We start from the raw sequence: 26,603 nt of genomic DNA, 5'->3' as shown, positions 1-26,603 counted from the left end.
CTTAACGAGTGGTAAGATAAGAGTAAAGAGGAAATTGATTCGTTATATCTTTTACCTTTTTCTCAACAGCCATTTCAACGGCATGATTATCTTCATCACTTTTTGCACTCCGAAGACCATCAAGAACTTCTGAAATCAGATGACCAACTTGAATAAACTCTTTTTCTAAAAAACCACGCGTCGTGGCAGCAGGTGATCCCAAACGAATTCCCGATGTTATAGATGGCGTTTCAGAATCAAAAGGAATGCCATTTTTATTGCAGGTAATATGAGCACGTCCCAAAGCCAATTCAGCACGTTTACCTGTTAGATTTTTGGAACGTAAATCAACCAACAACAAATGATTATCTGTACCACCAGAAACAATATTAAAACCATTACCCTGTAATGTTTTTGCTAAAGTTTTCGCATTAGCGACAACATTGGCACTGTAACTCTTGAAAGAGGGACGCAAAGCCTCCTCAAACGCAACAGCCTTTGCGGCAATCACATGCATTAAAGGACCACCCTGAAGACCAGGAAAAATTGCAGAATTAATTTTTCTGGATAAAGCCTCATCATTTGTCAATATTAAACCACCACGAGGACCTCGAAGCGACTTATGTGTTGTTGTTGTTACAATATGCGCATGTGGAACAGGTGAAGGATGCACGCCACCAGCAACAAGACCAGCAATATGAGACATATCAACGAGTAAATGAGCACCGATTTCATCTGCAATTTCACGGAATCGTTTCCAATCCCATAGCCGTGGATAAGATGAGCCCCCTGCTATAATAAGTTTTGGCTTACGTTCTTTTGCAAGCTGCTCAACCTCATCCATATCAATAATCTGATCTTCTTGACGCACACCATAGGAAACAACATCAAACCATTTTCCTGACATATTAACAGGTGAACCATGCGTAAGGTGACCTCCAGCATTTAAATCCAACCCCATAAATGTGTCACCAGGCTGAAGTAAAGCTAAAAAGACAGCTTGATTCATTTGGCTACCAGAATTAGGCTGTACATTCGCAAACGCAGCACCGAAAAGCTGTTTTGCCCTTTCAATAGCTAAATCTTCAACGACATCAACAAATTGACACCCACCATAGTAGCGCTTTCTTGGATAACCTTCTGCATACTTATTGGTTAAAACAGACCCTTGCGCTTCAAGGACCGCTCTTGAAACAATATTCTCTGAAGCAATCAGCTCAATTTCATGTTGTTGACGCTCAAACTCCCCTCTAATTGCGTCAAAAATTGCACCATCAACAGTTTGTAAATTATCATTAAAAAAGCGCTTTTGTGCGTCATTTTCTTGCTGAGTCATAAAACACATTCCTAACATAAAAAAATAAAGTCAAAGAACGATAACACAGCAAACCATGCAAACCAAACATTTTAAACTACTTACACTCAAAAATAATGAGGCAAATATTTATCTTATTCTTTGTTATAAAAACAGCGAAAAACTTTCCTCTCGAGAATAGTAAAAAATGAGATTACATTTCTTTTTTTACACTCTTATTTGTTTACACCTTTTACAAAAAATATCTATAATCTAAAGAAATTCAATAATTTAATGATTAAAAATAATTTATAATGTGAAAAGCTGAATATAATAGGCAAAGTTAATACGAAGGCAAATAAGAATGCTAACCAAAGTTTTTATTGATGGTGAACATGGCACAACCGGACTACAAATACAAAAACGCTTAGAAAGGCGTACAGATTTAAAACTACTCTCTCTTGCTCATAAAGATCGCCATAATGTTCATCTGCGACAAGACTATCTTAATCAAGCCGATATTGCTATTTTGTGTCTTCCAGATGATGCTGCACGCGAAACGGTTCATTGGCTTCAAAAAAATAAAAACATTAGGATTATTGATAGCTCGACAGCCCACCGTGTTGCACCAGACTGGGTTTACGGTTTTCCTGAAATGACAGCAGGACAAAGAAAGCGCATCCAAGCAGCACATTATATAACCAATCCCGGATGCTATCCTACCGGTGCCATTAGTTTGATTCGCCCACTCCGTGAAGCAGGACTGTTAGACGCCGATTATCCCATCTCGATTAATGCAATCTCCGGCTATACCGGTGGTGGAAAACAGTTGATTTTACAAATGGAAAATCAATCTCAACAAAATATTCAGGGCAATTATTTTATCTATGGTCTTAATCTTGAACACAAACATGTGCCAGAAATCAAGATCTATGGACAAATCAATCAAACCCCAGTTTTTATACCAAGTGTGGGTCGTTTTCCCCAAGGAATGATTGTGAATCTTCCTCTGCACCGCCATTTATTCACAAAATCAGCAAACTGTTCTGATTTGCGCGAAATTCTTGCAAACCATTACGATGGACAAAATACCATTTTAGTTGCATCACAAGAAGAAACTGTTTCACTTGAAAGACTTAATCCAGAGTGTTTAGCCAATAAAGATGGTATGAAACTGTTCGTATTTGGAAATGATCGTGAAGGTATTTTTAATCTCAGCGCCATATTCGATAATTTAGGAAAAGGCGCATCAGCTGCAGCTATCCAGAACCTCGATTTAATGCTTGCAAGCGACTAAACCTCCCTACCCACAAACTTTTATTCAACAACGCGATATGCCCCTTTCGTTGCTCGCCAGTGTGCAACCGCAAAACATAACACGGCTAGTGCCATACTTTGATGAATGAGCCCTAAACTTATCGGAACCTCATGTAACACTGTTAAGATACCCAAGACTGCTTGGATAATAATCATAACACAAATAAGAAATGCACGACGAGAATGAGTTGAATGTGGAACATTTTTTTGTACATAGAAAGCATGAACAACTGAGACAATAAATAAAAAATAAGCAAAAAACCGATGAATAAATTGAACCATTAAGGAATTTTCGAATAAATTGAGCCAAACAGGACGATGCTGCAACAATCCATCAGGAATAATCTGCCCATCCATAAGCGGCCATGTATTATAGACTTTTCCAGCATGAAGCCCTGCAACCAAAGCTCCGAAATAAATCTCTATCAAGACGAGAATAACAAGCCATGCCGCAAAATATTGCACCTTTTTATTTGCTGGCTTTTCTGAATATTCTGCAAGCCCTCGAGATAAATAAGTAACAAAAACAATAACAAAACATGCCGTTATAAGATGAAATGCCAAACGATATTGGCTCACACTTGTTAAATTACTTTGCCCAATCCCTGAAGCAACCATCCACCAACCAATAAAGCCTTGAAAGGCGATAAGAATAGGTACAACAATAAGCGGGAGTAAGATATTTTTTTCAACACGCTTAGTCGCCCAAAACCAAATGAGCCCCAATAAAGCGACAAGACCAACAAGACGCCCAAGAACACGATGCGCCCATTCCCACCAAAAAATGACCTTAAAAGCACTTAAGGTCATATCAGGATTAAGCAGCTTATATTGTGCTATTTGTTGATATTTTAAAAATTCCTCTTGCCATTGATCCTCACCAATCGGTGGAATAACGCCGTGTATTGGCTTCCATTCCGTTATAGATAATCCTGATCCCGTCAAACGAGTAGCGCCACCTACTAAGACAATTGCCAAACAAAGCAATAAAATAGAGTAAAGCCACACCTGTATATGTTTTCTATTTTCCTTTTGCACAGGCGTTAAAATGCTATTGTTTAATCTCTTTACTGCCATATCTGATTGCCCCACGCTTCTCTCCAACTAAAATGCATTTTAAAATTTAAACATTAACTCTTTGTCTATTTTAGTATGTACTACAATTTTAGCAAAAAACAAGCGTACCACTATAACATGCGATACATATTTCTTTTTTACGAAGCTTATGATGCTACAACGCGATAAACAGTCTTTGGAAAGCTGTCTACCATACGCATCATCCATTCTTGTTCATTAAGAACAGTATTACAAATATAATAGTCTGTTAGCTCTGCAAATTGCTCAACCCCATATTTTGGTTCGCTTGCCATCTCTAGGATGATAAAATCATATTCTTTTTTAAATTCTTGTAATATATGAAAAATATCATTTGAAAAATCTTGTGCTGAAATAGCACTTGTTAACCCCTGAGGAAGAATATCAACCCCCGTATCATAATCACGGTAAATAACATCATGCAACTTGGCATTGCCCGTTAAAATATCACTCAGTCCGCGATGTGGGCCAATGACTTTCTCTATTTGTTGACCAGAAATATCGACCAACAAAATTGTTTTGTTCTCTTTTGTGAGATGAAGTGAAAGCTTTGCCGCTGTCCGTGCAGCTTCTGGTCCAATGATTGAAATAATGGTTGAAGCACGCCATTTCAAAACATCAGATAATCCCTCTATCGTAATAAAAGCTTCAAAATTTTTCATTTCTTGAGAGACTAAAATACTCTCATTCTTCTTAAGACCATTTTCTTTTGATCTCAAATCCTCTTCTGAGATTTGGTCTTTTTTCCTTTTAAAGCACGGATAGAATAACAATATTCCTAGCAAAAGAGTAAGGAAGCTGGCCAATGCACTCACAAGAATATTTTTTCCATAAAGAGCCATAAAAGAAATTGGTGCTAACGTTGTTGGCACGACCACGTGGATATTTGTATTTTGTAAGAGAAAAGGATCATCACTCAATCTCCGATATGAATCAATAATTTTTTCTCTTCGTTGAGCAGACTTGCTCATCGCTTCATTTTGGGCATCGACTGCTGCTTTTATTTTATTTTCAAACTCGTTAAATATTTCATTCAAAGATTGGGATTGATCTTTTACAAAAAAACTCACCCTTTTTTGAAGCTGTTTTTCTAATTCCGTTGCAATAACCTCATCTGAATGAACTTGATAAACGATTTGTAAAATTTTATTTTTTAATTGATGAGAAACTGTCTCTAATTCTGCAGTCATCGCTTTAATTTGAGGATGTGTCCACCCTAATTGTGCAGCCATATGTGCTCTTTGTGTTTCCAAGAGATCACGTTTAGATTCCAGAGCAGCAATTGCTGAATTGCCTGCAATAAACGATAAAGACAGTAAAGACTGCCCATTTTCACGCATCATGTTAATCGTTGAATTCAAACTTGTTAAATGAATACGTTTTAAAGTTGCTTGCGTTAATTGCATCGAAAGATCATAAAGCTCTGTTTGTTTTACACCACGCTGAATAAAAGAATCAATAGATTTACGAAATTCCTGCACGATATTAAGGATTGCAATATTATCATATTGTTTGTCTTCTAATTTATCATTTAACAAGAATTGTTTCTGTTTTATGATTGCTTGTGAAAATGCGGAAAACCAAGTTTCCAACCCACGTTGAGCTGCTTCAAGTGTCTCGGCTTCAAAAGTAAGATCGATAAAATCACCATGACGCGATAAACGGATATTTTCATGATTTTTTTTCTTATAAGAAGCACTTAAAGAAAAATTCGAATCATTGAAGAACATAGGCTGTGAAAACAAAAAGGCGATAACATTGTCTTGCTTTTTAATTGGTAATGGCTTTCCTACAGAATCAGATAATGAAAATGTTAAAGTTGCTTGGTAACCACGGGGCTGGACAAAATAATACAACCAAATCAAAGATACACATAGCATTTGTAATAGCAAAACAATCAAAATGCTTCGCCATACGGTACGTACGAATAGTCTTTTATTACATGTAAGACTCATCTTTATTTTAACCAGCAAAATACTTCTTCATATTGTTTTATTAAGAGAAAGTAGTAACTATCCTCTTAACTTGCTGTCATATTATTTTGAGATAATAAAAATATAAAATTTAAGCACAAATGTTCAACAATAGCTTTAAAGAACTTAATTCATATTTTTTTTGAGGCTCTCTAGTTGTTTTTTTGCTTCAGAAGTAACAACCGCTCTAATGGTAATAGACCCATCATCATGCCCTTCTTGCACTATTTCCGCAGAGTTTTCATAAAACCAATCAATAAGCGACATTTCATGAGGTTGTAAAAGATATTCAATGCTTTGCACCTCTCCAAAAATTCGCTTTTCAATGGCTCTTAATAATTGATCGAGTCCATCCCCCTTAAGTGCTGATACCATGAGAGCAGGATTTAATCGCGTCTTTGCGCTTGTTTGTAAAACATTCAATGCTTGCTCATCTAACATATCAATCTTATTCCAAACTTCTATGATATGCTCCATATCATCAATATCGATATCAAGACTTGAAAGCACTTCTAAAACATCTTGGGCATGTGCTCGATGATCAAGATCTGACATATCTCTTACATGAAGAATGAGATCTGCTTCAACCACTTCTTCAAGGGTTGCTCTAAAAGCTGCAATCAAATTCGTTGGCAAGTTAGAAATAAACCCTACAGTATCAGACAAAAGAACAGTTTTTCCATGGGGAAGCACAACTTTGCGCAAAGTCGGATCAAGCGTTGCAAATAACATATTCTTTGCTAAAACATCTGCACCGCTTAAACGGTTAAAAAGAGTTGACTTTCCTGTATTCGTATATCCTACCATTGCTACAACAGGATAAGATGTTTTTTTCCTTTTTGCTCTATGAAGTGCACGTGTTTTAATAACCGTTTGCAATTCGCGGCGAATACGAATAATTTTCTCTTGTAAAAGACGCCTATCTGCTTCAATTTGCGTCTCACCAGGTCCACCTAGGAAGCCACGCCCCCCCCGTTGCCTTTCCAAGTGCGTCCAACTCCGCACAAGCCTCCCTTTTTGATAGGACAAACGCGCTAACTCTACTTGCAAAACTCCTTCTTTTGTTCGTGCACGATCCCCAAAAATTTCAAGAATCAAAGCCGTTCTATCGATAACTTTGCAATTCCATAATTTTTCTAAATTACGCTGCTGTACTGGCGTTAAAAAGTGATCTACAATCGCAAGCTCAATAGAATATTCATCTATATAACAGGTTAACGCATCTACTTTACCTTTTCCAAAGAGAGTCGCAGAGCGAGGCGTTGCAATATTAATCGTTTCATAATTAACAACTTCTAACCTTATAGCACGCGCTAACCCCAATGATTCTTTAACACGAGAAGATATAGAACACTCTCTCAAAGAGCTTTCACTTCTATTTTCTTGAAAAATCGGTATCAGAACAAGTGCGCGCACCTGTTCTGTATTCTGCGAAAATACCCCTCCTAATCTCTCATTTTCATTTATCATAGCAATCTAAGTACTTTTAAATGGGATAAGAGGTCTATCTTAAAATGATATGTTTACTCAGGACTTTCACCCTCAAACATCTGTACAGGCTGTCCAGGCATAATCGTAGAAATAGCATGCTTATAAACCAATTGCGCGTGTCCATCTCGGCGCAAAAGAACACAAAAATTATCAAATGAAGTTACAATACCCGTGAGTTTAACGCCATTGACAAGAAAAATTGTAAGGGAAATTTTTTGCTTACGCACCGTATTTAAAAACACATCTTGCAGGTGTTGTGATCGCTCTGCCATTATTCTTACACCTTTATCTAGATTGCATAAAAATATTCGTGCATGCATATCGACTGAAAAATATCCAATTGTCAACGTAGAAGCTTAAAAATTCAGCAACAAACAACTGAAATTAGAGAAAAAACGGCTCTTTAAGACAATAATAAAGTACAACTTACGAAAAGCTATATTAAATTAAAAACTTTTCTACGTTTACTTTTTTATGAGCTTACAATTCAAAGGCATACTTTTATACATCCTAAGCTATTACGGACTATATGTGATGATGAATCTGCTTCGTTTAGAATCAATAAAAGTAAGCGGACAACAACATTTATTAACGATTATCGATATTAAAGAAAGGCATTCGCACCTTACTGTATATATAACCGCTATTAAATTGTCCTTATTTCAAAGACTGCTGGCTTATAAAGCTTTCTATAAACACAAGTTGTAAACAGTATTTTTGTTTTAGTTAGATTTAAATAATAAATTGTTTTTACTATATTTTATAACATTTTTAAACAGGGTACAAGAAACCGCGTTAACTTTATCTTGATAAGTTTTTAAAATTTTTCCCTAAGCATATTCCTTTCTAAATAATTAACAGCTAGTATGTAGAAATTATGTGGAAGAGGACGTATCCCTTTTCCGGCTGTAAGAGTACGAGGCGAGTATGGCACGCAGAACAAAATTGCAAACATTTGAAGTCGAAGTTGAAGAAGCCCTCACAAAAGCTATGAACTTTGATTTCGATGACACAGGATTTGAAACGATATCATCCAATAATTCTGAAAATGTTGTTAATGTCGATGATCTGATTCAAAAAATTGCAATGGCAGAAGAAGAATTTTTTGCTGAAAACGGTACGTCAACTTTTGTTTCTAATATTCATGATGAAGCTGTTATTGATAAATCCGTTGTTGAACAGCTTTTTGCTCCAAAACCTTCACCTGATATTTCAGGTGGAACTGTTCATAATACATTATTGCCTACAAAACTTCTTCCCGCAAATGATGATATAACAACCCCTGTAAATTTTGGACCATTCAAGCAGCGTTCTTCCTCTCGAGTCTACTGGTATACAACAGCGCTTAGTGCTTTATGGGCAACGGGAGGAGCTTTTATTGCGCATAAGCTCGCACCTACCGGACTCAGCTCCTTATCCAACATCAGCACTTTTGTTACCTCCCCAACAGGACTTGCTGTAGCAGCCGGAACAGCAATTCCTATCCTTATATCTTGGGGCGTTGCTCAATTAACAAAACGTTCAAACGACTTGCATAATATTGCGCTTCTTATGACCAATGCTGCACAGCGCCTTAGTGAACCACAACATCTATCTGAAAAACAAGCTATTGCTATAGGGCAAACCATTCGTGAAGAAGTAGCGGCAATGAACGAAGGTATTGAACGTACTCTCGGACGTGCTGTTGAACTTGAAGCAATCATACAAGGTGAAGTTCACAATCTAGAACAAGCCTATGCTGAGAATGAATCACGCATTCACACATTAATCAAAGAATTAAGTAACGAACGTATAGCCATTTTGAATCATGCAGATCGCGTACAATCAACAATTAAAGGAACCCAAGAACAACTGAGTGATGAATTTGGTTTGGTTACCTCTAACATTGTAACCAATGTTGAAAAGCTTGCACAAACCCTTTCTCAAACTTTACAAAAACAAGGCGAAGACCTCGTTGAAAAACTTTCCTATGCTGGTGATGGCGTAACAAATCAGCTTGTTGAAAAATTTAACAAAACAACAACACAAATTCAGCAGAAAAACACGGAATTTTTTCATGAATTAGCAAAAAACTTCGATGGCTTTGCAAAACGATTTGATCATAATGAAAAACAAATAGAAAAAACTTTTAATGAAACAGCTGAAAAAGCAGAAGTACATGTTGCTAAAATTGCAACACATATACAAGCAGTAACAGATCAAACTTTGCACGCTGTTGATGAAAAGTTTAAAGCCTTGGATAAAGCTCTTATTGATCGTAATAATCAATCTCTACAGAATTTTGATGAGAAGATCTTAAAGCTCGACGACCAAGCACATAAACTCTCTTCTAAATTTGATAACGTAACCTCGCAAGCAATTGGAGCCTTTGAACAACGTTTAGCAACTGTTGATCTTTCTCTTAAAGAACATAGTGATTCCATCATTGATTCCTTTATAGAACGCAGTCAGGCTTTAGAGGATAATGCTGAAAAACTTGGTAACTTCTTGGAAGCTCATGTCTTGAAAATAAATGAGAACCTCCAAGAAAAAACAGCAGACATTACCCATGCATTTACAAATGGACGTGAAGCTATTCTTTCTGCAATTGATAAAAGTAAAGAAAGTCTGAGAGAAGAAATTCAATATGTCGACAATGCCATTGTTGATATCATACAAGAACGTTCACAAGATTTTAAAGTACAACTTTCTGATCAACGAGCTCTTATGGCAGACATGCTCGATAACGAGAAAAATAAAATTGCGGATACATTAAGAAATCAAATTGATGTTTTGTCCCAAAATACTTCTCATATTGAAAAAGTTTTGGCTGATAATGTTCAAGTCGTTGATAAACAAGCTGAAAATCATATTACAAACATCATCCAATGCACTGAAAAGTTACAAGATGTCATTGTACAAAGTTGTAATACAACCCAAGATGCTTTAGAAGCACAAGCGAGAAATATTGATATCCGTGCCGATGCTCTGCGCGATTCTTTAGCGATTAATAGTTTTTCTCTCAATGAAGTTCTTGCCGATCAAGCACGCACACTTGAACAACGCATGGAAACAATCCATAATCTCATTGCAAAAAGTGATATACGTGTCGATGTTGCATTGAAACAACAAATAGATTTAGTTGAGAGTGCAATTGTCGCCAATAATAAAAACATTACTGAAACGGTTCAAGATCATATCAAAAACCTTGAAAGCCATGCCGAAATTTTAAAAAATACGCTCTCTCAATCGAGTGGTGTTTTCTTTGAAACCCTTGAAACACGTATGGAATCATTCGATACAGATCTAGAAGATCGTGCACACAAAATTTTTGAACGGACAACAACGCTAGAGGAAACATTATCTGAAAAATTTAGCCAAATCTGTGAAGCCATTGATATGCAAACATCTGTTATTGAGGAACGTTCTGACACATTAAAAACGTCTCTCATGATTAGTAATGAGCAAAGTCAGATAATTCAACAAGCGCTGGAAAGCAGTGTTGACAATATGCGTATAACCTTAGAAGACTCTGTTAATACAGTGACAGCTAACCTGCATAATAAGATTATAAAAGCTTCTGATATTCTTTCTTCTACGAGTGAACAAATTCTTTCATCTGTTACAAATGTTACTGCACAAGCAGAAAATATTCTCTCAGAATCAGGCAATCGCATTGTATCAAATGTCAAAAAAACTGTTTATGATACCAGTGAAAAAGTTCTGTCAGTTCTGTCTGAACAAACAGCGCATACTGTCGAAGCTTTCGCAACAGCCAGCCATAATGCACAAGCATTATTGAATGAAACTATTCACACATCAACAACAGCAATAGAACAAGTTCTTAATGAACGCTGTGATGTTCTTCATCACTCTATGCAAAATCTTAAAAATAATTTAGGATATCAGCTCTCTGATGTAACGAGCCGTCTGGAAGATGCTGGAAATCAAACAACAACACAAATTTCACAACATGTTGGAAAAATAACAGAGCTTACAAATCACTTAAATCAAGCAGCGCAAAATACGACAGAATCAATTGATTCTTTAACACAGCATATCGGTGAACAACTCTCTCTTTCCACACAAGATGCTGAACAAAGAATTTATGCGCATAATGAATCTTTAGTGAATAGCTTAACCAAAGCTAACTCTGAAACACTTCAAACAATAACGATTATGAAGGAAGAGCTTGTTAATAATGTCTCATCCATCTTAACACAGTTGAATCAATCAATTTACAATTTTCAGGAAAATAGTAATGTTTTATTATCGGCTGTTCAAAATATTGATGGGCAGTTTAATGAGAGTACGAATAATTTTTTCCGCAACACGGACCAAGTAGCAGAGCGTTTGTCAGCTTCAAATCAAGCGCTCAATACTAATGTTGAAATTCTGCAAGGACTTTCAAAGAGTACCTTTGAACAAATTAATCATATAACGAGCAGTTTTGGTGAACATGCAAAGACACTTTCCCAAACTATTCATGTTCTTGAACAGTCTGAAAATTCACTTAGTGCAACACTTGAAGAAAAACATAATACGCTTTCTGTATTAAGCGATGCTCTTGTTTCAAAGTCTCATGAAATTAATCAAATGATTGGGCATTATGAAAAAATCTTCAACTTAGCACTTGAACGCTCTGATAAGAATGCGCGTAACTCCACAAATTCATTCCAACAATCACTTAATAAGCTTGTTAGTGAAGCATCAACGCGTTTTTCAGAAGCAGCAGAAGATATACGTAGCTCGGCTGATGAAGTTCGTTTAGAGCTTTCAAAGATTAATAATGATATCAATGAAAATGTAAAAAAACTTCCAGAAAAAACAAAAGAAACAACGCAAATAATTCGCACAGCTTTGAATGAACAGATTACAGCGTTACAAGATTTAGTCAGTGTTATACAAAATGATCAAAAGAGCGCACAAAAACAGCTAATATCAGCATTTCCTACATCATCAATGTTTAATCAAAAAAGTGACAGTTCCACTGAGTCTGTTAAAAAGATTGTGCCACCTAAGCCTATTTTGCAACAAGATCAAAGCAAAAAAAGACCAAATAAATGGGTATCAAATCTCTTAGAAAGAGCTTCACGTGAAGAAACATTTTATGATGCTCCCCCTAGTGATGATGTTTTAACATCAGTGCAAACAAAACCATCTCCTGCAAACTGCTCTCTTAATTCATTAGCTTCTGGTATAGTGCAAGCTATTAATCACAATGCCATTATTGAGCTATGGGATCATTATCAACGTGGACAAAAAAACATCGTAACAGAACGCCTTTATACCTTAAATGGACAAAAAATATTTGAAATGATTAAGAAAAAATATATGAGCGATTTTGGGTTTAAACGTTCAGTGAATCAATATGTTACAGATTTCGAAAAGCTCTTACGTGATATATCGCGCAGTTCTGGCTCTTCCAACTCAGTTCGCAAGTACTTGATATCAGATACCGGAAAAGTTTATACTATGCTTGCTCATGCAAGTGGTCGAATCCAATAACAAATAAGAAAGTGGAAAAAGATATTTTTTCCACTTTCTCTCTCCAGTTGTTTTAATGGCTCATCATAGAATGCTTTTTTTTCAACTGTAGCTTTGTACTTCAAAGGTTGGGATAATTGGCATGCGGTTTTCTTTGATATCCTAAGCAATAACCCTAAAGAAGCGTAATGGCTTATCAAACAACGTATCATTCTAAGAATGATAAAGCATGTTTTCTATTTCCTTATCTTTTTCTTAACTCCTTTATTTTTCATAGTTTCATAAAGGTACAAAATCGGTAATAATTATTTTTATTAATTGTGAAAAAAATTCATGCTTTTGTATTAAAATAGCTCATAGAAACACTTCTATTTATTTTTTTAATGTTTTTTATCCACATATTACTCTCGTTTGAATTATGTAAGTAAATATTTTTTATTATATTAGATGAATTTGAGCTAAAAGAATCTTATTGTATTCAAATTTCTCATTCAACATACGAGATGTTTCATTATAAATTATAAAGTTTGCATTATTAAGAGTTCAATTGAATAATAAACAAAACAACTCCCATTTTTAAAGTTCCAATTTCCTTTTAAATAGCTGCAAAAATAATTTATAAATTGCAAATTGTTATTTAAAATTTCTTCTACCTCCCTATAGAAATTTAAATAAAGAAGATGAAGTTAATAGAAAACACTCTTCTTTTCTTTCCTTAAGTTGTAAGCATTGCAAAAAAAATAATGGCTTGGTAATGTAATTATTAGTAATATTTTATTCGTTTGTAGACTAATCAATTTTTACGCGTTTTATTAAGGAAAGAAAAAACTAATCGTGCTTCTATCAATGAAATTATTCATGCACAAAAACAAAAAGAATCATCAAACTGGTTTTACGATCCAGAAGAGTTTTCTCATACTCATGCATTTTGATATTCAGAGAAATGAGGATCTATTAGTGGACAAAACCTTATCGTAGATGGAACATCTCATATACACATACGCTAACTTGGATATCATAAAAATGTCTAGAGAACGAAATAGTGATTTCAGTTCACCAAAAGCTGAACTTGACAGTGCCGCACTTTTTTATCACCAGTACCCTAAACCTGGAAAATTGGAAATACAAGCAACAAAACCTCTTGATAACCAACGTGATTTAGCTCTTGCTTATTCTCCAGGTGTTGCTGCACCATGTCTTGCAATTCATGAAGATCCTAATCTTGCTGCTCAATATACCTCCCGTTCTAATTTAGTCGCTGTTATATCCAATGGAACTGCTGTTCTTGGTTTAGGAAATATTGGCCCTCTTGCTTCAAAGCCAGTTATGGAAGGTAAAGCCGTTTTATTCAAAAAATTTGCGAATATTGATGTCTTTGATATTGAAATTGATGCATCCGATATAGAACAAATGGTACAAACGGTATCGACTTTAGAACCTACATTTGGTGGTATTAATCTTGAAGACATTAAGGCTCCTGAATGTTTTGACATCGAAGAAAAGCTTCGTGCTAAAATGAAAATTCCAGTTTTTCATGATGACCAACATGGAACTGCCATTATTGTTTCTGCGGCTGTATTAAATGCCTTAAATCTTTCAGGAAAAAAAATTGAAAATGCAAAAATAGTTACCTCAGGTGCAGGTGCTGCTGCCCTCGCTTGCCTTAATCTTTTGGTTCGTCTTGGGGCAAAAGTTGAAAATATTTGGCTTAGTGACTTAGAGGGAGTTGTTTATGAAGGTCGCAAGACCCTTATGGATCGTTGGAAAATCAATTACGCACAAAAAACGGACGCACGAACTTTATCTGATATTATTGATGATGCGGATATTTTTCTAGGCCTATCTGCAGGTGGTGTTTTAAAGCCTGAATATCTTAAAAGAATGGCTCAAAATCCACTCATTTTAGCACTGGCTAATCCAGTACCAGAAATTATGCCTGAAGAAGCACGCTCTATACGACCAGATGCAATGATCTGCACAGGACGCTCTGATTATCCCAATCAAGTTAATAATGTCCTTTGTTTTCCCTATATCTTCCGTGGTGCATTAGACGTAGGTGCTAGTGCAATTAATGAAGAAATGAAAATGGCCGCTGTTCATGCGATTGCTGCCCTTGCACGTGAAGAAACTTCAGATGTTGTAGCACGTGCATACTCAAAAGAACCACCCAATTTTGGACCAGACTATCTAATCCCCTCTCCTTTTGATCCGCGTTTAATACTGCGTATTGCCCCCGCTGTTGCTAAAGCAGCAATGACAACTGGTGTCGCCATTCGTCCCATTGAAGATATGGAGGCCTACTATGATATCCTCAATCGATTTGTCTTTCTTTCTGGTTTAACAATGAAACCTGTTTTTGCTGCAGCAAAAACAGCAAAACGTAAACGCGTCATCTATGCCAATGGTGAAGATGAACGCGTCCTTCGTGCGGCACAAGTTGTCATTGAAGAACAAACAGCAACGCCCCTCCTTATCGGCCGTCCACATGTCGTAGAAGCAAGATTAAAACGCTTTGGTTTAAGAATTCGTCCCGGTATAGATTTTGAATTAACAAACCCTGAAGATGATCCACGTTTTCGTGATTATGTTAATTTATTTTTTCATTATACAGGAAGGCGTGGTGTTACGCCTGAAATGGCAAAAACAGTAGTGAGAACATCAACAACGGCTATTGCTGCCCTTGCCGTTATGCGTGAAGAAGCAGATGCAATGATTTGCGGCTTAGAAGGACGCTTTGAACGTCAACTTGAATTGATTGAACAAATTATCGGTCTTGATCCTCATGTTCACCGTTTTTCTGCTATGAGTTTGCTTATCTCTCAACAACGTACTCTTTTCCTTACAGATACTTACGTCAATGAAAATCCTTCTGCAGAAGAAATCGCTGAAATGACTGTGTTGGCAGCTCAAGAAGTTGAAGCATTTGGAATAACACCAAAAGCAGCCTTATTATCACACTCAAACTTTGGTTCTAAAAACACAGAAAGTGCGCGTAAAATGCGACGTGCAACAGAAATTCTTGCCAAATTACACCCTGATTTAGAAGCAGATGGTGAAATGCATGCTGATGCTGCCCTTTCCAAAGTTTTTCGTGATCGTGTTTTTCCTAATTCTCGTCTTAAAAGTGAAGCTAATTTGCTTGTCTTTCCAACACTTGATTCAGCCAATATCACGCTCAACACTGTTAAAAGCCTCACAAATGCACTCCATGTTGGTCCTATTCTAATCGGGGCAGCACGTCCCGCCCATATCTTAACACCTTCAGTAACTTCCCGGGGAGTTGTTAATATAACAGCCCTTGCTGTCCTTGCTGCCAATAGAAAAAATAGTCTCGTAAAATAAATGCGTAATAAAATTTCAAAGTTTTTTAAATATTGAGATATAGTATTTCATGTACTGTAAACCTCTTTTCTCTATAGATAAAGACAGCTATATTCTGGATTAAGTCTTTTTTTTAAAGAGAAAAAAGGCTAGAAGAACAATATTAAATGTATTTTGAATTTACTAACTCTATAATAAGGAATCCGTACATTGCCTTCCACGTTTGATAAAGTTGCTGATATCATTGCAGAAATCAGTGAAATTGATCGCAATACAATTACACCTGAGAGTCATACAATTGACGATTTAGGAATCGACAGTCTTGATTTTCTTGATATTGTTTTCGCTATTGATAAAGCTTTTGGAATAAAAGTCCCTCTAGAACAATGGACACAAGAAGTCAACGAAGGTACCGTTGCAACAGAAGAATACTTTGTTCTTAAAAACCTTTGTGCAAAAATTGATGATCTCGTTGCCTTAAAACAGGCGGAGTAGTTTTTTCGCCATGCATGATCAATCTGTATTCATCACTGGTATAGGTCTCATAAGCTCTCTGGGGGAAGGAACTGATCAACATTGGAATCTCTTAAATGATCCAATCCGTACACCAAACCTAGATTATACAACTTTTTCACCTTACACGGTTCATAAATTGCCCGAAATTGATTGGAGTTTACAAATTCCTAAAAAAAGTGATCAACGGCAAATGGGAACATGGCAGCGTCTTGGTACCTATGCGGCTGGTCTTGCTCTTGATGATGCCGGCATGAAAAATAATGAACAACTCACTTCAACAATGGATATGATCGTAGCGGCAAGTGGGGGAGAACGTGATATTACTGTTGATACACAGATTCTTTCTAAAGCGCGCGCTGTTGCCGATCATGCTTCTATGTTAAATGTTGCTCTTTCAACTGAACTTCGTCCAACATTATTTTTGGCACAACTTTCAAACCTTTTGGCAGGAAACATTTCAATTGTTCATAAAGTCACTGGATCATCTCGTACATTTATGGGAGAAGAAGGCAGTGGTCTTTCTGCACTTCAAATTGCTGTAGCTCGTATTAAATCAGGTCAAAGTACCCATGCTCTTGTAGGAAGTTCCTATAATGCACAAAGTTATGATATGTTGTTGGCGCATGAGCTTGGTGGTCTTTTAACCCATAATGGATGGAGCCCAGTGTGGGATCGTGGAATCTATCCAGGCGGCGGTGTCATAGCAGGTTCTGGTGGGATCTTCCTAGTTATTGAAAGTGGAGAACATGCCAAAAAACGCAACGCACGTGCTTATGCTGAAATTAGCCAAATTATTACAGACCAAACAGATAGAACCAAAATTCCACTTAGAGATTCAATTGCAACAATGTTAAAAACTGCGGGCGCTAAATCTGCCTTAGCCATTTCAGCAGCCTCAGGAGCTCACGAAGCAACAAAAGCAGAACAAAATGCTCTTGATAATGCTGATCTATCTTACCGTGGCATTACAACATTATTTGGTTATATGCGGGAAGCACAATTTCCTCTAGCTCTAGCTCTTGCAGCACTTTCAATTGAAAAAAAACGCGGTTTTCCAGCGTTAAGTCCTCATGAAAAACCTTTTTCTAAAGAAGTACGTGAAATATTTGTTACAACGATTGGTATAAAAAGAGCTGAAGGTATTGTGCGTCTTACTGCTGTTTGAAGGGGAATTTCTATAGTGAAATATCATGATCATTTTGGGCGTCCACTTGTAGCAATAACTGGTGCAGGCATTGTCACATCACTGGGACAAGGGAAACATGAAAATTGGCAAAAATTAACAAGCGGTGTAAGTGGTATCCACAAAATAACACGTTTTCCCGTTGAGGGATTAAATACATATATTGCTGGAACAATTGATTTTCTTAAAGAAAGTACACTTGGTGCTTCAGCTCTCTCTGAGAAGCTTGCACATCTTTCTGCTGAAGAAGCTTTAGAACAAGCTGCTATTGATAAAAAAAACTTTAATGGACCACTCTTTCTAGCTGCTCCTCCTGTTGAACTTGAATGGAAAGCACGTTTTAGTCTTGATCAAGAGGAAGAATTCAATAATGAGCCTTCTTATGCACATCTTCTTAAAGTCTGTAAGGATAAACTCCATGAGACGCTTTTTGAATCCACACAATTTGGTGCAATTGCAGAAAAACTTCAAAAAACATTTGGCACAAAAGGACTTCCTGTTACACTTTCCACTGCCTGTGCATCTGGTGCAACAGCAATTCAATTAGGTGTTGAGTCTATTAGACGGAGAGAGACAAATAGAGCTCTCATAATTGCGACAGATGGATCAGTTTCAGCAGAATCTCTTATTCGTTTTTCGCTACTATCTGCTCTTTCAACTCAGAATGAGCCTCCAGAAAAAGCAGCAAAACCCTTTAGCCGTGATCGAGATGGTTTTGTTATGGCAGAAGGCTCAGGCGCTCTTGTTCTTGAATCTCTTCAAAGCGCATTAAACCGTAATGCTACAGTTTTAGGAATTTTAGCTGGCTGTGGAGAAACCGCCGATGACTTTCACCGTACACGTTCAAAACCCGATGCATCACCAGCAATTGAATCCGTTCGCAAAGCTTTAGACGATGCAAAAATAACCATCAATGAAATTGACTATATTAATGCCCACGGAACTTCAACACCTGAAAATGAAAAAATGGAATATCTTGCATTATCAACAGTATTCGGTGATCTTTTAGAGCATATTCCTGTCTCTTCTAATAAATCAATGATTGGGCATACATTAACTGCTGCTGGTGCAATAGAAGCGGTTTTTTCGCTTTTAACCATTCAATCGGGAATACTTCCACCAACAATAAATTATGATAACCCTGACCCTACTATCCCCTTAGATGTTGTTCCTCATCATAGCCGTAAGTCCTGTGTCAATGCGGTTTTGTCAAACTCATTTGGATTTGGTGGTCAAAATATGAGTCTTGTTATCACTGCATATAAAGGATAATCCTGTAATAATAAAATTTTATAACGCTAACCAATAATATATTTAAGGGGGATGATAATGCGTGCACTGCAACTCTTCGATGATCGTCGGCTTGAAATCACCAATATTTCCCCGCCATCTTCACCTAGTATAGGTGAAGTAACTGTGCGGATAAAAGCCGTTGCTCTTAATCATATTGATGTATGGGGATGGCGTGGCATGGCTTTTGCGAAAAGAAAAATGCCACTCATCATTGGTGCAGAAGCCTCTGGTGAGGTTATACAAATAGGAGATGGCGTTGAACATCTCCAACTTGGACAGATTGTCTCAATTTATGGTGCACAAACCTGCGGAGTATGCCAAGCTTGTCATGAAGGACGGGATAATCTTTGCAGTAATGTAAAGGGAGTCTATGGTTTTCACCTTGATGGATTTGCGTGTGAGCTTGTCAATTTGCCAGCACGTTTATTAGTTCCATCACCTCCCCAATGTGATGAATTGCAAGCAGCAGTTGCTCCAATTACTTTTGGTACCGTAGAACATATGCTTTTCGATAACGCAAAACTACAAGCAGGAGAAACAATCCTGGTACAGGCTGGTGGCTCAGGTATTGGTTCTGCAGCCATTCAACTTGCAAAACACATGGGCTGTACAGTTATCACAACTGTAGGTTCAGATGAAAAAATTGCAAAAGCGCACTCTCTTGGGGCAGATCATGTGATTAATTATCGTAAAGATCGTTTTGAAGGTGTAGTGCGTAAATTAACCCAAAAAAAAGGTGTTGACGTTGTTTTTGAGCATGTTGGTGTCGATACATGGAACGGTTCTCTGTTATGTATGAAAAAAGGAGCACGCTTAGTGACTTGCGGTTCTACCTCTGGTGTTTCAGCACCAATAAATCTCATGCAATTATTCCAGCAACAGCTTAAAATATTCGGTTCATTTGGCTGCCGTATGGAAAATATGAAAAATGCCATGCAAAAAATGGCACAAAAAGCCGTACACCCTGTCATTGATACAATTGTTGGGCTGGATGAAATTGATACAGCTTTAAAACGAATGGAGAGTCGTGATGTTTTTGGTAAAATTATCCTTAAAATCGATTAAATCATGATGAAGCTTTCTCTTAAAAATCTCATATATCGTATTAAAATTATAGCTAAAAAAATATCCTACTTGTTATGGGCATATCTACTCTTTGGTTCTTTATTTATTCTAAAATGTTTTCCAGCCAAAATGGGAATTTCTTTTTTTGCTTGGTTAGCAAAAAAAATTGGTCCCCTTGTACATCGTCATCAAATCACACTTGCAAACCTTAGGAGTGCATATCCAGAAAAAACAGAGCAAGAACTCCGTGCGATTGCAATAGAAATGTGGGAAAATATAGGACGTTTCCTAGCCGAATATATTTTTCTTGATAAAATTTTTGATTTTGATCCTCATGCAGACGAGCCAGGTTTCATTGAGGTTAAAGGCATTGAAATATTTGAGCGATTAAAAAATGAAAAAAAACCACATATTTTTTTCACCGCACATACTGGCAATTTTGAACTTCTGCCTATTTGTGCACAAAGTTTTGATCTTAATGTTACGGTATTATTTAGACCACCCAATAATCCCTATGTTGCCAAACGAATCCTTAAAGCACGACAAACTTCTATGGGACATCTTGTTCCCTCCAAGGCCGGTGCCGCATGGGCATTAGCAGCCAAATTAGAAGAAGGTGAAAATGTTGGTATGCTCGTTGATCAAAAATTTCGCCGCGGTATCATGGGAACATTTTTTAACAGACCTCTTAAAACAAACCCCTTAATTATAAAACTTGCTCGACAATATGACTGTGATATTTATCCAGCACGTTGTATTCGTTTGCCTAGTGGACGTCATCGTTTAGAGTTATATGACCATGTAGAACTTCCACGTGATGAAAAAAATGATATCGATATAGCTGCTTCTACGCAAAAATTAAATGATATTGTTGAATCTTGGGTCCGTGAATATCCTGGACAATGGATGTGGTTACATAGACGTTGGGACATCTAACATAAGCTCTATTGCTTACAAAGGAAGTGCAAAATGTTAGCCTCAAAAGATATCAAAGATCTCACTGCAATTATCACTGCATTACGAAACTCTGATAATGGTTGTATCTGGCATAAAAAACAAACTTTTGAATCCCTCATACCCTATATGCTCGAAGAAGTTTACGAAGTCATCGATGCCATTGAACGAAAAAATCGAAAGGATCTCTGTGAAGAACTTGGGGATCTTCTTTTACAAGTTGTCTATCATGCTACCATAGCACAAGAAGAAGGCAGCTTTACTTTTGAAGATGTTGTTTATGCAATCACGGAAAAAATGATTCGACGCCATCCTCATGTTTTTGGAAATACCGAGCAAAAAAAACGAGGATTTATAAAAGAGGAGTGGGAATATATAAAAAAAAGAGAACAGGTTGAACAAAAAAGAATGTGCGAAGAAAAAAACAACAATTCCTCCATAGGCATACTCGCAACAGTAAAACAAATCCAGCCAGCAAACCAAGAGGCACTTGCTTTACAAGAAGCAGCAGCTAAAGTAGGTTTTGATTGGCAAAAAAGTGATAAAGTTTTTGAAAAAATAGAAGAAGAACTCGAAGAGCTCAAAGAAGCCATCAAAAATAAACAAAACTCAGAGATAGAAGCAGAGTTTGGAGATCTCTACTTTATACTCCTTAACCTCGCGCGCCACTTAGCGATTGATTCACAAAAAGCATTAAAAAAAACGAATATAAAATTTCGAAATCGTTTCGCCTATATTGAAGAAAAGCTATCCACTCAATCTAAAACACTCACTGACACATCCTTGAATGAAATGGAAGCACTTTGGAAGCAAGCTAAAAATGAACGATAAAAAATAGTAGATTTCTTCTACCTAAAAGAACAAGCCCCTCTAAAATTACTAAATTATAATTTAGCTCAGCTCAATTTGTTTTATATTGATCCTGCGTAGCAGGACGAAGTTCCACCGATTCGCCACACCCGCATGCTGAAACTTGATTAGGGTTTTTAAAGACAAAACCAGACTGAAGCGTTGTCACTTCATAATCCATCTGCGTCCCTAATAAAAATAATACCGCATCATGTGCTACAAAAACACGGGCACCATTCACTTCAACAACATCCGCATCTATCCCCTTTTCTTTGACAAGAGTAATTGTATACTCCATCCCTGCACAACCACCTTTTTTGATACCAACAAGAATACCCTGTGCATCTTTTGCATCCATAATCGCTTTAACACGATCCACTGCTGCTTGCGTCAAGTTTATTACCGAAAAACGGCTCATCCTTTACTCTTTTCTTAGTTCAATAGACACTTTGAAAGTTTTTCCTCTATAATATTTTATCTGATATTTTAGAAAAAAAACAACAAAACATAAATTAAAGCATTCTGATCTTGCTTATTTGGATAAAAATACATACCCGTAAAATGAGATTTGTGATTATACAATCCAGAACTTACAATTTTTTATCCATATAAAATGAAAATACCTCGTCTATAAAACTCTAAAAAACGAAAACTTTTCAAAACCATACATTCACTCCTCTTCTTTTGAAAATCTTTATCTTTTTAGAAAAGTAACGATTAGGTAAGAAAAAAATATACCTTCAGCACTCATTTGCTCCAATTCATACCCCTAAATTCACCAATCTTACCCCCTCCTCACAATCTCAAAAGTAATTAAATGCATACATCTATTAACTATAGAGCTAAAAATTTAATGATCACAAAGAATTTTACAAATTCGTTATTTATCTTGAATTAACAACAAAATATTGATGTCCAAAATTTTTACTTTCAAAAGCTCTAAGTGCAAGAGCATTTTAGATTTTATTCTGTTTATTTTTTCTCTTGCCTTTAAAGAAACAGTCATTTAATCGTTTTACACGAACTCGGAGCGTAGCGCAGCTTGGTAGCGCACTTGACTGGGGGTCAAGGGGTCGTGGGTTCAAATCCCGCCGCTCCGACCATTTTTAAAATGCTATAAATAAGCTTACTTAAAAAGTGAATCATTATGCATTTCAATTGCACACACATGAACTTTTTCTTCAACGTAGAATAATGTGCAATGATATTTTATCATAAATTCGAGATAAGCTTTTTTATTAAAATGCGCTTCGTTCTTAGGAAAACACATACGAAACGCGAGACCTTTTGCCTCGCGTTTTTTATTTTTCAGAAAAATTTATAATTATCCGATCTCATATTTTCTAAATTTTCTTTACACGATAACGTCGCTGTTATCATTTTTTGTAATGGATGGTGACATCTGTACGGTTATCTTTTTGGGTTTTAATTCAGCTGGCATTTCCCTTTTAAGCTGAATATGAAGAAGCCCATCTCCAAGTTCTGCCCCAATAACCTTAACATGATCAGCCAAATGAAAACGCCGTTCAAAAGCACGCGAAGCAATGCCTCGATAAAGGAATTCTCGCTCTTCATCATCATTTTTAGACTTTCTGTCTCCCTTAACGATCAGCTGGTTACAATGCGTTTCAATATCAATTTCATCTTGAGAAAAACCAGCAACCGCCATAGAAATTCTATAAGAATCTTCAGTTAAACGCTCGATATTATAAGGGGGATAAGAAGAAACTTCGTCTGGTTGTGTTCTAGAATCAAACCAGTTAAAAAGATGATCAAAACCTACTGTGGAACGATAAAATGGTGAAAAATCTACTTGACGCATAATATTGCCCTCCTCTAGAGCGACTATAATTTATAATTAATTCACAAAGTTCCCATATGGCAAACTTACTTGTGAACCTGCGGCCCCATCATGGCAACCGCATTATATTATCTAGTAATCGTTTTTCTTTATTTCAACTCTTTGGGACCTAAATTGATAAAAACTATCTAAAAAGCAATATACCCCTTTTTTAATCCTCTTTCTTCATTACATAAATGTCAAAGCACTAAGCGGCAAATACACTGTAAAGGATTTCAATTGGAAACACCTCTTTATCCCATAGACTGGGGTTCCACTTTTCTTAATATCCATCATGATACTCTTAAAATAGCAATAGATCACGAAATTCGTTTTGCTATAACATATCCTGAGGTGGAAAAATCTAAGGGAACAATTGTTATTCTCAAAAGCTACGCAAATACTTTAGAAAAATATTTTTTATTAATAAATGAAATTTCTAAACGCGGTTTTCATACAGCAATATTTGACTGCTTTGATCAAGAAAAAACATCCTTCAAGATAAGAAAACAAAGCCGACATCATTGTTTTGATATAAATAATGATATTAATGACTTATATAAATTTCTTAAAAGTATTGTTTATCCTAATTGTCCGCCGCCTTACTCTATGCTCGCCTATGGCATAGGTGGATTGATAGCACTTAGCGGATTAGATCTCATTAATCATCAGTTTAATAGATTGCTCTGTGTTTCTCCCCTTTTTGCTCCATTCGGCAATAAAACGAATGGTTTTCAACATAAGTTAACACAATTTCTTTCTGATATAGGTCTTGGCTTTATACCAGCGAAAGATAGTAAAAAATTAAACAAGACAAAACAAAAAAATATACAATTGGGACACATACATAAAGTGCCGCTCCCTTCCATTAAGCCCCCAACATCCCAATGGATGGCTTCAGTATTTAATGCAATTGATTCTATGAAGAGAAATGTACTTCATGGAGATTTACGAATCCCAACACTCTTTATTCTTGCCAATCAAAACAATATTGCAAACAACATTGAAGTGCGGCAATTATGCCAACACACACGTCTAACAGAAAGTATTACTATTACAGGCGCTGAACTGGATACAATTATGATTAACGAAGATTATAAAAAACAATTTTGGGCTGCATTTGATGCCTTTATTCCCGATAATGTATCTGTAAAATAACATTAAACCTTAATTTCCGCTCCGCCCCATCAAAAAAGAAAGTTTCTACGAGCATTGGATCTACAAACACTTTTAAATATAATAGATTTTTCTTTCCAACCACTCATATGATTTGTTTTCTAGCCTTTACAGGCAAGCCATAACCTAAATATTCACCACGCATTCTACTAAAAAACTAATATACAAAGTATATCATTACATTAAACAATATTATTTACATCATAAAAAATAACTTAATAAAAAAACTATTTATATAAATAAAAATAATAAATCTATCTTAATATAACATGATACATATTTACAAATAAAGCATCAAAATACTATTTTTTATCTGTTATTAAGTGATAATTTAATATTATTCTAGAAAAAAATAGTTTTCATCTATTTAAGGAAAAAACTGGAAATAAAGCACATTTATAATATTTATTACAAATCTCTATAAAAACAAATAACTATAAAATTTCTATTTCTTAGGAGAAATTTTTAAAAACAATAAATTAACATAATATTCTTCTAATTTCTCGATATATGAAAACCCTACAATAACGGTTTTCATAAGTTTTTTAATGGAGTTCTGATAATAATCAGTAACTTTAAAAGAAAAAATAGTAAAGAATCATCTTAGTAGTTTTAGAGACCCCCTTCTTTTTTCAAAATCACATATATTTCGAATTTAACCAACTCACAACGAATATGCTGTATTTTGAATCAGAATGTAAGAATTAACCATTTTGCCATTCATTTCAATTATGAGCATTTTACCATCTTTTTTATAAATACTCTATATTGTATAATTGATGCGGCAAAACTCTGACAAATGGAGCCATTGGAATATAATCATGAAACGAATCCTGCTCGCAGAAGATGATAACGATATGCGTCGCTTTCTCGTAAAAGCCCTAGAACGTGCAGGCTACGAAGTCGCCGACTTCGATAATGGTATTAGCGCATATGAACGTTTACAAGAAGAACCATTTTCCCTTCTCCTGACTGATATTGTGATGCCAGAGATGGACGGAATCGAACTCGCACGACGTGCTACTGAGATTGACCCTGATTTACGAGTAATGTTCATTACAGGTTTTGCAGCGGTAGCACTCAATTCAAATAGTGATGCCCCTCCTGATGCAAAGGTTCTCTCTAAGCCATTTCACTTACGTGAACTCGTCAATGAAGTTGAAAAGATCCTTATCGCTGCTTAAAAAGTATTTTTTAAAGTTATTTGCATCTGTTGAAAGAGAAAATTAAATTAGGCATTGACGTTTGGCATTCTATATGGTGTATGCAACATCAATGAATGGGCGTGTAGCTCAGCGGGAGAGCACTACGTTGACATCGTAGGGGTCACAGGTTCAATCCCTGTCACGCCCACCATTGCATTTTATATCAACAATAATTTATTGATTTTACATATGTTTTTTTAAGTGAGGGACGCGTAAATAAAAGTTAGGGAATAGGATTTTTAACATTTCTCTATAAAGCACGCTTCGCACAATGTTTCTAATATTTCTTTGAAGTCTACTAACGCTTCTTGATGTAAGCCATCTAAAAGTCTCATAAACGCAACAACAATTTCACGTTGCAACGGAGTAGAAGGCTTTATGATGATGCTTTTTCGATAAGAATAGGCTTCTTTTTTTAAGAGAGAAGCCTTCTCTTTATCTAAACCATAAAGCTCTATGATCTTTTCCTCCAGTCCTACAGGAACAGATTTTTTGCCAATCTCGACAGAAGATAAAAATGATACAGATATGTCTAATTTCTTAGCCATATCTAAGAGGCGTTCGGAGTGATCAATGCGAAGTTTCC

The 26,603-nt window shown here is 36.1% G+C and carries 19 protein-coding genes and 2 tRNA genes; 13 read left to right on the top strand and 8 right to left on the bottom strand.

Translation table 11 applies throughout. The annotated features are described in order from the left end of the window. Position 1: 1 nt before the first annotated feature. Complete coding sequence (gene glyA, locus ACFING_RS06915; protein WP_375621302.1) at positions 2-1,315, bottom strand: serine hydroxymethyltransferase; 1,314 nt, start codon at positions 1,313-1,315, stop codon at positions 2-4. Positions 1,316-1,637: 322 nt separating this feature from the next. Here glyA and argC point away from each other — a divergent pair, with 322 nt between their 5' ends. Further along, a complete protein-coding gene (gene argC / locus ACFING_RS06910; protein ID WP_375621303.1) occupies positions 1,638-2,570 on the top strand; it encodes an N-acetyl-gamma-glutamyl-phosphate reductase in 933 nt (310 codons plus the stop codon). A 20-nt stretch (positions 2,571-2,590) separates the two neighbouring features. Here the strand turns inward: argC and ACFING_RS06905 are convergent, their stop codons facing one another. The 4 genes from ACFING_RS06905 to hfq all read right to left on the bottom strand — a co-directional run bounded on the left by ACFING_RS06905 (position 2,591) and on the right by hfq (position 7,421). Beyond that, positions 2,591-3,667: a COX15/CtaA family protein gene (locus ACFING_RS06905; protein WP_375630278.1), complete on the bottom strand. Its 1,077-nt coding sequence runs from the start codon at positions 3,665-3,667 to the stop codon at positions 2,591-2,593. 146 nt (positions 3,668-3,813) lie between these two features. Then, positions 3,814-5,640 carry a hypothetical protein gene (locus ACFING_RS06900; RefSeq protein WP_375611566.1) on the bottom strand — a complete coding sequence of 609 codons (1,827 nt, stop codon included), beginning with the start codon at positions 5,638-5,640 and terminating at the stop codon, positions 3,814-3,816. 144 nt (positions 5,641-5,784) lie between these two features. Further along, complete coding sequence (hflX, locus tag ACFING_RS06895) at positions 5,785-7,128, bottom strand: GTPase HflX (RefSeq protein WP_375611565.1); 1,344 nt, start codon at positions 7,126-7,128, stop codon at positions 5,785-5,787. A gap of 53 nt (positions 7,129-7,181) precedes the next feature. Continuing rightward, the gene (hfq, locus tag ACFING_RS06890) at positions 7,182-7,421 is read right to left on the bottom strand and encodes an RNA chaperone Hfq (RefSeq protein ID WP_005773461.1); all 240 of its coding nucleotides are present in this window, start codon (positions 7,419-7,421) and stop codon (positions 7,182-7,184) included. Between the two features lie 655 nt (positions 7,422-8,076). Between hfq and ACFING_RS06885 the strand changes: the two genes are divergently transcribed. From ACFING_RS06885 to mazG, 8 genes are all read left to right on the top strand, one after another. Further along, positions 8,077-12,636 (top strand): hypothetical protein, encoded by a 4,560-nt coding sequence (locus ACFING_RS06885; protein WP_375630274.1) that lies wholly within the window; start codon positions 8,077-8,079, stop codon positions 12,634-12,636. A gap of 1,002 nt (positions 12,637-13,638) precedes the next feature. Further along, the gene (locus tag ACFING_RS06880; protein ID WP_375611563.1) at positions 13,639-15,957 is read left to right on the top strand and encodes an NADP-dependent malic enzyme; all 2,319 of its coding nucleotides are present in this window, start codon (positions 13,639-13,641) and stop codon (positions 15,955-15,957) included. A 189-nt stretch (positions 15,958-16,146) separates the two neighbouring features. Then, positions 16,147-16,431 (top strand): acyl carrier protein, encoded by a 285-nt coding sequence (locus ACFING_RS06875; protein ID WP_005773457.1) that lies wholly within the window; start codon positions 16,147-16,149, stop codon positions 16,429-16,431. Between the two features lie 10 nt (positions 16,432-16,441). Continuing rightward, positions 16,442-17,617 carry a beta-ketoacyl-ACP synthase gene (locus ACFING_RS06870; protein ID WP_375613070.1) on the top strand — a complete coding sequence of 392 codons (1,176 nt, stop codon included), beginning with the start codon at positions 16,442-16,444 and terminating at the stop codon, positions 17,615-17,617. Between the two features lie 15 nt (positions 17,618-17,632). After that, positions 17,633-18,907, top strand: a complete 1,275-nt coding sequence (locus ACFING_RS06865) for a beta-ketoacyl-ACP synthase (protein WP_375613071.1) — start codon at positions 17,633-17,635, stop codon at positions 18,905-18,907. 57 nt (positions 18,908-18,964) lie between these two features. Continuing rightward, a complete protein-coding gene (locus tag ACFING_RS06860) occupies positions 18,965-19,993 on the top strand; it encodes a zinc-binding dehydrogenase (protein ID WP_375613072.1) in 1,029 nt (342 codons plus the stop codon). A 6-nt stretch (positions 19,994-19,999) separates the two neighbouring features. Continuing rightward, the gene (locus ACFING_RS06855; protein WP_375630277.1) at positions 20,000-20,929 is read left to right on the top strand and encodes a lipid A biosynthesis lauroyl acyltransferase; all 930 of its coding nucleotides are present in this window, start codon (positions 20,000-20,002) and stop codon (positions 20,927-20,929) included. 33 nt (positions 20,930-20,962) lie between these two features. Beyond that, the gene (mazG, locus tag ACFING_RS06850; protein ID WP_375630273.1) at positions 20,963-21,778 is read left to right on the top strand and encodes a nucleoside triphosphate pyrophosphohydrolase; all 816 of its coding nucleotides are present in this window, start codon (positions 20,963-20,965) and stop codon (positions 21,776-21,778) included. A gap of 70 nt (positions 21,779-21,848) precedes the next feature. Here mazG and ACFING_RS06845 read toward each other — a convergent pair whose 3' ends face one another. Then, on the bottom strand, positions 21,849-22,214 hold the full coding sequence (locus ACFING_RS06845) for an iron-sulfur cluster assembly accessory protein (RefSeq protein WP_375613074.1): 366 nt from the start codon (positions 22,212-22,214) through the stop codon (positions 21,849-21,851). A gap of 608 nt (positions 22,215-22,822) precedes the next feature. Between ACFING_RS06845 and ACFING_RS06840 the strand changes: the two genes are divergently transcribed. After that, positions 22,823-22,899, top strand: a tRNA-Pro gene (locus ACFING_RS06840). Positions 22,900-23,150: 251 nt separating this feature from the next. Here the strand turns inward: ACFING_RS06840 and ACFING_RS06835 are convergent. Beyond that, entirely contained in the window at positions 23,151-23,618 is a 468-nt protein-coding gene (locus ACFING_RS06835) for an Hsp20 family protein (RefSeq protein ID WP_375613075.1), read from the bottom strand. Between the two features lie 258 nt (positions 23,619-23,876). Here ACFING_RS06835 and ACFING_RS06830 point away from each other — a divergent pair, with 258 nt between their 5' ends. The 3 genes from ACFING_RS06830 (at position 23,877) to ACFING_RS06820 (ending at position 26,168) form a co-directional block, all read left to right on the top strand. Next, on the top strand, positions 23,877-24,794 hold the full coding sequence (locus tag ACFING_RS06830; protein ID WP_375630272.1) for a serine aminopeptidase domain-containing protein: 918 nt from the start codon (positions 23,877-23,879) through the stop codon (positions 24,792-24,794). A gap of 839 nt (positions 24,795-25,633) precedes the next feature. Then, positions 25,634-25,996 carry a cell cycle two-component system response regulator CpdR gene (cpdR, locus tag ACFING_RS06825; RefSeq protein ID WP_005773448.1) on the top strand — a complete coding sequence of 121 codons (363 nt, stop codon included), beginning with the start codon at positions 25,634-25,636 and terminating at the stop codon, positions 25,994-25,996. 97 nt (positions 25,997-26,093) lie between these two features. Then, positions 26,094-26,168: transfer RNA gene (locus tag ACFING_RS06820), tRNA-Val, on the top strand. 88 nt (positions 26,169-26,256) lie between these two features. Here the strand turns inward: ACFING_RS06820 and ACFING_RS06815 are convergent. Continuing rightward, the coding region (locus tag ACFING_RS06815) for an XRE family transcriptional regulator (protein ID WP_375630271.1) at positions 26,257-26,603 on the bottom strand (347 nt) is incomplete at its 5' end.

This window comes from Bartonella sp. AP150HLJHH (assembly GCF_042196385.1).
In the GTDB taxonomy this organism is placed as follows: Bacteria; Pseudomonadota; Alphaproteobacteria; order Rhizobiales; family Rhizobiaceae; genus Bartonella.
Note: the sequence above shows the minus strand (reverse complement) of the source record. Positions and strands in the feature narration are given on the sequence as shown.

Bases quoted from the DNA above. Each gene is read 5' to 3' on its own strand.
- glyA (WP_375621302.1), bottom strand. From the start codon at position 1,315: ATGACTCAGCAAGAAAATGACGCACAAAAGCGCTTTTTTAATGATAAT.
- hflX (WP_375611565.1), bottom strand. From the start codon at position 7,128: ATGATAAATGAAAATGAGAGATTAGGAGGGGTATTTTCGCAGAATACA.
- ACFING_RS06900 (WP_375611566.1), bottom strand. From the start codon at position 5,640: ATGAGTCTTACATGTAATAAAAGACTATTCGTACGTACCGTATGGCGA.
- hfq (WP_005773461.1), bottom strand. From the start codon at position 7,421: ATGGCAGAGCGATCACAACACCTGCAAGATGTGTTTTTAAATACGGTG.
- ACFING_RS06905 (WP_375630278.1), bottom strand. From the start codon at position 3,667: ATGGCAGTAAAGAGATTAAACAATAGCATTTTAACGCCTGTGCAAAAG.
- ACFING_RS06860 (WP_375613072.1), top strand. From the start codon at position 18,965: ATGCGTGCACTGCAACTCTTCGATGATCGTCGGCTTGAAATCACCAAT.
- cpdR (WP_005773448.1), top strand. From the start codon at position 25,634: ATGAAACGAATCCTGCTCGCAGAAGATGATAACGATATGCGTCGCTTT.
- ACFING_RS06880 (WP_375611563.1), top strand. From the start codon at position 13,639: ATGTCTAGAGAACGAAATAGTGATTTCAGTTCACCAAAAGCTGAACTT.
- ACFING_RS06885 (WP_375630274.1), top strand. From the start codon at position 8,077: ATGGCACGCAGAACAAAATTGCAAACATTTGAAGTCGAAGTTGAAGAA.
- ACFING_RS06870 (WP_375613070.1), top strand. From the start codon at position 16,442: ATGCATGATCAATCTGTATTCATCACTGGTATAGGTCTCATAAGCTCT.
- mazG (WP_375630273.1), top strand. From the start codon at position 20,963: ATGTTAGCCTCAAAAGATATCAAAGATCTCACTGCAATTATCACTGCA.
- ACFING_RS06845 (WP_375613074.1), bottom strand. From the start codon at position 22,214: ATGAGCCGTTTTTCGGTAATAAACTTGACGCAAGCAGCAGTGGATCGT.
- argC (WP_375621303.1), top strand. From the start codon at position 1,638: ATGCTAACCAAAGTTTTTATTGATGGTGAACATGGCACAACCGGACTA.
- ACFING_RS06855 (WP_375630277.1), top strand. From the start codon at position 20,000: ATGAAGCTTTCTCTTAAAAATCTCATATATCGTATTAAAATTATAGCT.
- ACFING_RS06835 (WP_375613075.1), bottom strand. From the start codon at position 23,618: ATGCGTCAAGTAGATTTTTCACCATTTTATCGTTCCACAGTAGGTTTT.